General features: G+C 63.2%; 6 protein-coding genes. 5 read left to right on the top strand and 1 reads right to left on the bottom strand.

Going from position 1 to position 10,713, the window contains the following annotated elements; genetic code table 11:
- From AC3WRD_RS02530 to AC3WRD_RS02510, 5 genes are all read left to right on the top strand, one after another.
- Positions 1–6,093 (top strand): beta strand repeat-containing protein (locus AC3WRD_RS02530; RefSeq protein WP_256581052.1); only part of this gene is annotated, 6,093 nt, incomplete at its 5' end.
- A 47-nt stretch (positions 6,094–6,140) separates the two neighbouring features.
- The gene (locus tag AC3WRD_RS02525) at positions 6,141–7,655 is read left to right on the top strand and encodes a TolC family protein (protein WP_102620543.1); all 1,515 of its coding nucleotides are present in this window, start codon (positions 6,141–6,143) and stop codon (positions 7,653–7,655) included.
- Positions 7,639–8,244 carry an adenylyl-sulfate kinase gene (gene cysC, locus AC3WRD_RS02520; RefSeq protein WP_102620544.1) on the top strand — a complete coding sequence of 202 codons (606 nt, stop codon included), beginning with the start codon at positions 7,639–7,641 and terminating at the stop codon, positions 8,242–8,244. The genes AC3WRD_RS02525 and cysC overlap by 17 nt, the downstream gene beginning before the upstream one ends.
- Positions 8,241–9,026 (top strand): aspartyl/asparaginyl beta-hydroxylase domain-containing protein, encoded by a 786-nt coding sequence (locus AC3WRD_RS02515; RefSeq protein WP_102620545.1) that lies wholly within the window; start codon positions 8,241–8,243, stop codon positions 9,024–9,026. Before cysC ends, AC3WRD_RS02515 begins: the two co-directional genes overlap by 4 nt.
- The gene (locus tag AC3WRD_RS02510) at positions 9,014–9,988 is read left to right on the top strand and encodes a sulfotransferase family protein (RefSeq protein ID WP_102620546.1); all 975 of its coding nucleotides are present in this window, start codon (positions 9,014–9,016) and stop codon (positions 9,986–9,988) included. Before AC3WRD_RS02515 ends, AC3WRD_RS02510 begins: the two co-directional genes overlap by 13 nt.
- On the opposite strand, the gene AC3WRD_RS02505 is transcribed toward AC3WRD_RS02510, so the two are convergent.
- Complete coding sequence (locus AC3WRD_RS02505) at positions 9,954–10,712, bottom strand: slipin family protein (protein WP_007957673.1); 759 nt, start codon at positions 10,710–10,712, stop codon at positions 9,954–9,956. The genes AC3WRD_RS02510 and AC3WRD_RS02505 overlap by 35 nt on opposite strands.
- Position 10,713: the final 1 nt, after the last annotated feature.

Raw genomic sequence — 10,713 nt, 5'->3', positions numbered from 1 at the left:
GGCCTAGGCGGTCAGGGCGGCGGCCATGGCGGCACGGCCGGGCCAGGCACAGGTACGCTGGGCGGCCAGGCTGGCAGCGGCGGTGTCGGTGGCTACGGTGGCGGCTATGACGCGACGCACATGGGTGGCCGCGGCGGCTCCACCACCGGCGGCGCCGGCGGTGTGGGCGTGTCCTATTACAGTAACGGCGGCAACGGCGGCACGGCCAACAACGGCACCATTTCCATTGGCGGCGGCGGTGGCGGCTCCGGTTGGGACAAGGTCGGCGGCGTCGGCGGCAACGCGGCCGGCGGCATTTACAACGCCTCGACCGGCACCCTGAAAATCGTCGGCACCTCGGTCATCAGCAACAACATCGGTGCAGGCGGCGGGGGTGGTGGCGGCAGCGGCCAGGGCAGCAACAACCTGAACGGCGGCGACGGTGGTCGGGGGGTCGGTGCGATCTGGAACCAGGGCGGCACGGTACTGATTACCGCCGCCAACTTCAGCGCCATCAGCGGCAACGCGGCCGGCAGCGGCGCCGGCGGTACGGAACTGGGCGGCGGCGTGACGGGCTCTGTACCGTTGGCCTTCGCGGCGATCTACAACAATGGCGGCACGCTCAATACCGCCTATGTGGAACCACCGACCGCGACCATCGTGATGTCGGACACAGCCCTGAAAATCGGCGAAACCTCGCTGGTGACCATCACCTTCAGCCGGGCAGTCACCGGGTTTACCAACGCCGACCTGACCATCGCCAACGGCACGCTGACATCGGTCAGCAGCAGCGACGGCGGCCTGACCTGGACCGCGACCTTCACGCCAACCAACAACATTACCGACAGCACCAACCTGATCACCCTCGACAACACCGGGGTGACCGCGATCAGCGACGGCGTGGCGGGCGTCGGCACGACCAATTCCGTCAACTACGCGATCGATACCGCACGGCCGACCGTGACCATCGTGATGTCCGATACGGCATTGAAGATCGGCGATACGTCGCTGGTGACCTTCACCTTTAGTGAGGCGGTGACCGGTTTCACCAACGCCGACCTGACCATCGCCAACGGCACATTGACGGCGGTGAGCAGCAGCGACGGTGGCATCACCTGGACCGGAACATTTACCCCGAGCGCCAGCATCACCGACACCACCAACCTTATCTCTCTGGACAACACCGGTATTGCTGACCTTGCCGGCAACGCCGGCAGCGGCACGACGGATTCGGCCAATTACGTGATCGATACCGTGCGGCCGACAGCGACCATTGTCGTTGCCGACACCAATCTGGCGGCGGGTGAAACCTCGCTGGTGACCATTACCTTCAGCGAAGCGGTCAGCGGCTTCACCACCGCCGACATGACGGTGGCCAATGGCACCCTGAGCGGACTGAGCAGCAGTGACGGCGGCATTACCTGGACTGCTACGCTGACGCCGACCGGCAGCATCACGGACACCACCAACCTGATCACCCTGGATAACACCGGGGTCGTCGATCTGGCCGGCAACGCCGGCAGCGGCTCCACCAACTCGAACAACTACGCCATCGACACCGCGCGGCCGACCGCGACCATCGTGGTGGCTGACAACGCTCTGAAAATCGGCGAAACCTCGCTGGTGACCATCACTTTCAGTGAAGCGGTGACCGGTTTCACCAACGCTGATCTGACCATCGCCAATGGCACGTTGACGGCGGTCAGCAGCAGCGACGGCGGCATCACCTGGACGGCAACGTTCACGCCGACCGCCAGCATCACTGACGCGACCAACCTGATCACCCTGAACAACACCGGCATCGCTGACCTGAACGGCAACGCCGGCAGCGGCACGACCGATTCAAACAATTACGCGATCGACACCCAGCGTCCCACCGCGACCATCGTGGTGGCTGACAACGCTCTGAAAATCGGCGAAACCTCGCTGGTAACCGTCACCTTCAGCGAAGCGGTGACCGGTTTCACCAACGCCGACCTGACCATCGCCAACGGCACGTTGTCGGCCGTCAGCAGCAGCGACGGCGGCATTACCTGGACCGCGACGTTCACCCCGAGCGCCAACATCACCGATGCCACCAACCTGATTACGCTGGATAACACCGGTATCGCTGACCTGGCCGGTAACGCCGGCAGCGGCACCGTCGATTCCAACAACTACGCCATCGATACCCAGCGTCCGACCGCGACCATCGTGGTCGCTGACAGCAACCTCACGGCCGGTGAAACGACTCTGGTGACTTTCACCTTCAGCGAAGCGGTGACCGGTTTCAGCAATGCCGACATTGTGGTTGCCAACGGCACCCTGACGGCGGTCAGCAGCAGCGACGGCGGCATCACCTGGACAGCAACGTTCACGCCGAACGTGGGCATCAACGACGCGACCAACGTGATCGGCCTGGCCAACACCGGCATCGCCGACCTGGCGGGCAACGCCGGCAGCGGCACGACCAACTCCAACAACTACACCATCGACACCGTGCTGCCGACCGCTACCATCATCATTTCCGACAACTCACTGAAAATCGGCGAGACCTCGCTGGTGACCATCACATTCAGCGAGGCGGTCACCGGTTTCACCAACGCCGACCTGACCATCGCCAACGGTACGTTGACGGCTGTCAGCAGCAGCGACGGCGGCATCACCTGGACGGCAACGTTCACGCCGACCAGCAACATCAACGACGCCACCAACCTGATCGTCCTGGACAATACCGGCGTACAGAACCTGTCGGGCAACGCGGGTAGCGGCACCACCGATTCGAACAATTACGCGATCGATACCGTGCGTCCGACCGCCACCATTGTGGTCGCCGACACCGCGCTCGGCATCGGCCAGACCAGCCTGGTGACCATCACCTTCAGCGAAGCGGTGACCGGTTTCACCAACGCCGACCTGACCATCGCCAACGGCACGCTGAGTGCGGTGAGCAGCAGCGATGGCGGCATTACCTGGACGGCGACGTTCACGCCGGCGGCCGGTATCACCGACACCACCAACATCATCACACTCGACAACACCGGGATCGCTGACCTTGCGGGCAACGCCGGCAGCGGCACCACCGATTCCAACAACTATGCGATCGACAGCCAGCGCCCGACCGCGACCATCGTGCTTTCCGACAGCAACCTCAGCGCCGGTGAAACCTCGCTGGTGACTATCACGTTCAGCGAAGCGGTGAGCGGTTTCACCAACGCCGACCTGACGATTGCCAACGGTACGCTGACGGCCGTGAGCAGTAGCGACGGCGGCATCACCTGGACGGCGACGTTCACCCCGAACGTGGGCGTCAACGACGCCACCAACGTGATCGCCCTGGCCAACGCCGGGGTCGCCGACCTGGCCGGCAACGCTGGCAGCGGAACCACCAGCTCGGCCAATTACACCATCGATACCGTGCTGCCGACCGCGACCATCATCGTGGCCGACCCCAGTCTGAAGATCGGCGAGACCTCGCTGGTGACCATTACCTTCAGCGAGGCGGTCACCGGTTTCACCAACGCCGACCTGACGATTGCCAACGGCACGTTGTCGGCAGTCAGCAGCAGCGACGGCGGCATCACCTGGACGGCCACCTTCACGCCGACCACCAACATCACCGATGCCACCAACCTGATTACGCTGGACAACTCTGGTGTTCAAAACCTGTCGGGCAATGCCGGCAGCGGCACCACCGATTCGAACAATTATTCGATCGATACGGTGCGCCCGACCGCCACTATCGTAGTGGCTGACACCGCGCTCGGCGTCGGCCAGACCAGTCTGGTGACCATCACCTTCAGCGAAGCGGTGACCGGTTTCACCAATGCTGACCTGACCATCGCCAACGGCACGCTGAGTGCGGTGAGCAGCAGCGATGGCGGCATCACCTGGACGGCCACCTTCACCCCGGCGGCCGGTATCACCGACACCACCAACATCATCACGCTGGACAACACCGGCATCGCCGACCTTGCGGGCAACGCCGGCAGCGGCACCACCGACTCCAACAACTACGCGGTCGACAGTCAGCGCCCGACCGCGACCATTGTCATGAGCGACTCCAGCCTGCGGCCGGGTGAAACGTCGCTGGTGACCATCACGTTCAGCGAGGCGGTGACCGGATTCGACAATTCCGACCTGAGCGTCGCCAACGGCACGCTGAGCAACGTCAGCAGCAGCGACGGCGGCATCACCTGGACGGCCACGTTCACGCCAAACATCGGTGTGACCGACCTCACCAACCTGATTGTCCTGAACAACACCGGCATCACCGACCTGGCCGGCAACACCGGCACTGGCACCACCAGTTCGGCCAACTACCAGGTGCAGACCCTGGTGCCGACCGCCACCATCGTGGTTGCCGACACTTCGCTCAAGGCCGGGGAAACCTCGTTGGTGACCATCACCTTCAGCGAAGCGGTGAGCGGTTTCGACAACAGTGACCTGAGCATTGCCAACGGCACGTTGAGCAATGTCAGCAGCAGCGACGGCGGTATCACCTGGACCGCGACCTTCACGCCGACGGCCAATATCACTGACGCCACCAACCTGATCACCCTGAACAACGCCGGGGTGGCCAACCTGTCGGGCAACAGTGGCATCGGCAACACCGATTCCAACAACTTCGCCATCGACACCGCGCTGCCGACCGCCACCATCGTGGTCGCCGACAACCGGCTGGGCATCGGTGAAACCACCACCGTGACCATCACCTTCAGCGAAGCGGTGAGCGGCTTCGACCTGTCCGACATCAGCGTCGCCAACGGTGCGCTGTCGAACCTGACCAGCAGCGACGGCGGCGTGACCTGGACGGCGACCTTCACGCCAACAGCCGGTGTCAACGACGCGACCAACCTGATTCTGATCGACACCGCAGGTGTCCAGGATCTGGCCGGCAACCTTGGCGCGAGCATCGCCATCTCCAACAACTACATCCTCGATGCGACCCGGCCGACGGTGAACATCGTGGTCGCCAACCCGCATCTGGGCATCGGCCAGAGCACCACGGTGACCTTCACCTTCAGCGAGGCGGTGAGCAATTTCGACCTGTCCGACCTGAGCGTGACCAACGGTGACCTGAGCAACCTGACCAGCAGCGATGGCGGCAAGACCTGGACCGCGACCTTCACGCCGACCGCGAATGTCACCGACCCAAGCAATTTCATTGCCCTGGACACCAGCAACGTCACCGACCTGGCGGGCAACGTCGGCAGCACGGTGGCGGTGTCGAACAACTATGCCCTCGACAGTGAGCGGCCGACCGCCACGGTAGTGGTCGCCAACCCGAACCTGGGCGTCGGCCAGACGTCGCAGGTGATCATCACCTTCAACGAAGCGGTGACCGGTTTCGATCTGTCGGACCTCAGCGTGGCCAATGGCACCTTGTCCAACCTGAGCAGCAGCGACGGCGGCAAGACCTGGACCGCTACCCTGACGCCGAACGCCAACGTCAACAGCGCCAGCAATGCGATCAGCATCAACAGTGCCGGGGTCAGCGATCTGTCCGGAAACAGCGGCAGTGGTGTCAGCAGTTCCGGCAACTACGTGATCAATACAGTGCCGGCAGTGTCACCGACTTCACCGTCAGTCGTGGTGACGCCGGATCCGGAGTTCCGCAGCAGCGATCCGGTCGTGCAGCCGCCACCGCCGAACGTCCCGCTGCAACCGATCGTCTTCATGCCGCCCACCGGCAACCTCGGTTCACCGCTGACTTTCGCACCGTTGTTCGAACAGCGGGTGATCGGCGACGGCATCCGTCCGCTGGGCGATATTTTCATCAACCAAGGTGCGTTGAGCCCGAGTTTCATTGCCCAGGTCTTCACCAGCAGCGACAGCGGCGGTGACGGTTCCGGCCATGGCTTCCTCGGATTCGGCGGCGGCGATGGCGGGGTATTTGGCAGCAGCACGCTGTCGAGTCTGTTCAATCAGGACAGCGCCGTCGAGCGGGGTTCGCTGAACGCTTTCGACAGCCACTCGATCCGGGGCGGCGACGTGTCCCAAGGCCTGCGCGGTGTGTTCGGCGCGCCGACCCTGGGCCAGCAACTGCAACAGATCAAGGACAGCGAGCAGCACCGGGTCGACAACCTGGCGGCGGCTCTGCAACAGGTCGGCATCAGCGAAATGCCGGCCTGACAACACACAACAACTCAATATGTGCGGGACCTAGGGGCGATCCAGGGATGAAGAAAAGTCAGAAGTTGTTCGGCGCCAGCCTGCTGGCGCTGGCGATCAGCGGATGTGCAGTCACCAGTGAACCGATCGAACGCAGCGTCAGTGAGCAACGGGCCCGAGCCGACCTGCAAACCATGTACAAGGGCCAGGAACCGCTGCGCGGTCCGCTGACCCTGCATCAGGCCATGGCCCGTGCCGTGAAGTACAACCTTGAAGGGCGTTTGAAAATCATGGAGGAAGCGCTGGCCAAACGGCAGCTCGACCTCGCCAGTTTCGACATGCTGCCGCGCATGGCGCTGGACGCCGGTTACGTCGGACGCAACAACGTCAGCGCTTCCAGCAGCCAGAGCGTACGCACCGGCACCCAGTCTCTGGAACCGTCGACCTCCCAGGACCGCGACCGCAACGTCGCGGACCTGACCATGGTCTGGAACGTTCTCGATTTCGGTGTCAGCTACATCAACGCCAAACAACAGGGCGACCAGCGTCTGATCGTTCAGGAACGTCGGCGCAAGGTGATCAACACCATTGTTCAGGATGTGCGCTCGGCCTATTGGCGAGCGATGGCGGCCGAACGTCTGCTCAAGCAGATCGACAGCCTGATGGCGCGGGTCGACGCGGCCCGGCGCAACAGCGAAAGCATGAGCGAGCAGCGTATCGGCGATCCGGTGCAGTCCCTCGGTTATCAACGTTCGCTGATCGAAGCCACCCGACAGCTGGAAGAGCAGCGCCGTGCGCTGTCGCTGGCGAAAACCGAACTGGCGACCCTGATCAACCTGCCGATGGGCACCAACCTGACGCTGGCCACCGACGACGGATATCAGATCCCGGAACTCAAGGTCGATATCGCCAAACTGGAACAGGAAGCCCTGACCAGCCGTCCGGAACTGCGTGAGCAGGATTACCAGACCCGAATCAGCGCCGCCGAAACCCGCAAGGCGATGTTGCGCATGCTGCCGGGCCTGGAGTTTTCTGCTGGCGGACACTACGACAGCAACTCGTTCCTGGTGAACGACCGCTGGGCCGACTATGGCGTGAAAGTGACCTGGAACCTGTTCAACGTGATCTCCGCCCCGGCGGCCATCGACGTGGCCAAGGCCGGCGAAGAAGTTGCCACTGCGCGCCGTCAGGCCATGTCGATTGCAGTGCTGGCGCAGTTGTACGTGGCCAACGCCAACTATCAGGAGGCGCTGCGTCAGTTCAAGACCAACCAGCAACTGTCGGACATCGACGGGCAAATCGTCGGTCAGCTGCGCAACCGTCATCAGGCGGCGGGCATCGGCGAACTGGATCTGATCCAGGGCGAACTGAACAACCTGCAAGCGGATTTGCGTCGCGACCTGTCCTACGCCGATCTGCGCAATGCCTATGGCCAGATCTTCGCCAGTGCCGGGCTCGATCCGTTACCGGATCAGGTGCAGTCGACCGAAGTGCAGTCGATCGCCACGGCGCTGGCCAACCGCGAAGCGGCGTGGGCGTCGGGGGATATTTCGGTGCCGGTGGCCCATGCCTTTGCGAAGTGATGTGCTGGCGCCGACCGCCAGCATCAGCCGTGCACAACGCGAGGCCCGCAATGGCCATCGCGGCACGGCCATGTTGCTGACCGGTTTGCCGGCGGCGGGCAAATCGACCCTGGCTCAGGCGCTGCATGCCGAGTTGTTCAGCCGTGGTTTGCAAAGCGTTGTGCTCGACGGCGATGGTTTGCGCGTCGGGCTCAACCGCGATCTGGGATTCACCGATGCCGACCGACTGGAAAACATCCGTCGGGCCAGTGAACTGGCGGCGTTGCTGGTGGAGAACGGGCAGATCGTGATTCTGGCGATGATCGCGCCACTGGTGGAGTTGCGTGAAGTGTTCGCCCGACGTCTGGGCGATGACTATCGCGAAGTCTGGTGCAGTGCCGCGCTGGCGGTGTGCGAACAGCGTGATCCAAAAGGGCATTACGCCCGGGCGCGACGTGGTGAACTGGCTGGCTTCACCGGTGTGTCGGCACCTTACGAGCCGCCGGCTCAGGCTTCGCTGGTACTTGATACCGGAACGCTGACGGTCGAGGCTTGCCTTGACCGGTTGCTGACCTGGCTCGGCGAATCCGCGGTGTTGCCCAGGACATGAACCGGCCGGCGTTTTCGCGGCTACCGGTGGCGGTGGATCTGCCGCTGTTGTTGCAGGCACTGGCGGCAATTGAAAACGATGCCTGGCGCGGTCATTTCAACACGGCCTATTTCGCGGGTGACTGGAGCGGCGTGGCGCTGATTTCCGCTGCCGATGCGCTGACTGAACTGTCCCCAGGAACCGCCGAACCTGTACAGCGTGTGCCTTGGCTGAAGGACCGCCGCTGGCAGCAGGCGTTGCGTGATCTGCCGCTGGATATCGTCAGTGCCCGGCTGCTGCGGCTGGGGCCGGGTGGTCAGATTCACGAGCATCGCGACTACGACCTCGAAGGACCTGACGCGGATTTCCGATTGCATATTCCGCTGCTCAGCCCACCTGCCGTGGACTTCTGGCTCGACGGTCTGCGCATGCCGATGTCGGCGGGCGAGTGCTGGTTTCTCGACCTTGCGCGGCCGCATCGGGTCGACAATCGCGACAGTACGGCGCGCATTCATCTGGTACTCGATTGCCGTCCCGGCGTCTGGCTGGAGCAGATGATTGCCGAGGGCTTATCGAACACGCCGCAGCCTGATGCCGAAGACTCGGCGTTGCAGCGATTTCATCGTCTGCTGGCCGTGGATCCTTCGTTGTCGGCGACCTTGCAGGCACTGCACGACCCCGAAGCGTTCATCAGCCAGACACTGGCATTGGCTGCCGAGCGCGGCTTGTCATTCTCCCGGGAAGAGCTGGAGGCGGCGATGCGCAAGGGGCGCCGGTCATGGAACGAACAATGGCGAGCCTGAATTTCGACGGCTGGCTGCCGATTCGCATCTGGAAAGACGCCAGCCAATGGCAGGTGGACTGGTGCTGGTTTGGCGATACGCCGCTGCATCAGCCGTTTTTTCGCGATGCGGTGGAAGAAGCGCTGCGGCTGCCGTTCAATCAGGCGTTTCGCCGGCAAACACCCTTGTCGGCACTCTCGGATTGGCAGGCGCTCAGTCCAGGCCTGGCGCCGAGCGCCTTCATCCTGCACGCCTCGCGTTGCGGATCGACGCTGATCAGCCAGATGCTCGCCCGACTCGACGATCACATCGTGATCTCGGAACCGCCGCCCCTCGATGCCTTGCTGCGCAGTGATCTGCCGGCCGTCGAACGCCGTGCGGCCATCGCCGGGTTGCTCTCGGCCTACGGTCAGCGCCGGCGCGGTGTGGAGCAACGGCTGGTGATCAAGCTCGACGCCTGGAACATCGGTGAATGGCCTCTGCTTCACGAATGCTTCTCCGATACGCCTTGGTTGTTCGTCTACCGCGATCCGCTGGAAATCGCCGTTTCGCATCTGCGGCGCCCGGGCATGCACATGGTGCCCGGCATGCTCGGCGAGTGCGTGCTGGACGACGACTTGCCATTCGAAGGGCGTGAGGATTTCATCGCCCGGAGGCTGGGACGTCTGCTGGAGGCGGGGCGCTTGCACTGCGCTGATTTCGGCGGGCTGACGGTCAATTACAGCGAGTTGCCCGAGGCGATGACGGGGCGGTTGGCAAGGTTTTTCAGGTTGAACGTCACGCAACGTGAACAGGCTCTGGCAGGCTCGGCACAACATGCGAAACAGCCGTCACAGGCGTATGTCGCCGATGGCGAAAGCAAACGCCGTGAAGCTTCCACGCTGTTGCAGGCGCAAGTGGAACGTTGTGCCCGGGCGCCCTACGAAGCGCTTGAACGCCTGCGCGCGCTCACGATTTCGCCGACAGATCCGCCATCCCCTTGAGCAACTCGATCGGCAACGGAAAGACGATGGTCGAGCTCTTGTCGCCGGCAATCGAACTCAAGGTCTGCATGTAACGCAACTGCATGGCGCCTGGCTGGCGCCCGAGCATTTCGGCGGCCTGCATGAGTTTTTCAGAGGCCTGCAATTCACCTTCGGCGTGGATCACCTTGGCTCGCCGTTCCCGTTCGGCTTCGGCCTGTTTGGCGATGGCGCGGACCATCGATTCGTTGAGGTCGACGTGTTTGATTTCGACATTGGCGACCTTGATGCCCCAGGCGTCGGTCTGGGCGTCGAGCACTTGCTGGATGTCGATGTTCAGGCGTTCGCGTTCGGCCAGCAGTTCGTCCAGTTCATGTTTGCCGAGCACCGCACGCAGGGTGGTCTGGGCCAGTTGGCTGGTGGCCATGAGGAAGTCCTCGACCTGGATGATCGCTTTCTGTGGGTCGAGCACGCGGAAATACAGCACCGCGTTGACCTTGACCGAGACGTTGTCGCGGGTGATCACGTCTTGCGGTGGCACGTCGAGAACAATGGTGCGCAGATCCACCCGGACCATTTGCTGCACCACCGGAATCAACAGGATCAGCCCCGGTCCCTTGACCTGCCAGAAGCGCCCGAGCTGGAACACCACGCCACGTTCGTATTCACGCAGGATGCGGAACGTCGAGCCGGCCAGGGCAATGAGCAACAGCAGCAGCGCGACAAAACCGATTTGCAGACCCATG

The sequence above is a fragment of the Pseudomonas sp. FW215-R2 genome, assembly GCF_058789255.1.
The sequence above is the reverse complement of the archived record's forward strand: the minus strand, read 5'-3'. Positions and strand labels throughout refer to the sequence as shown.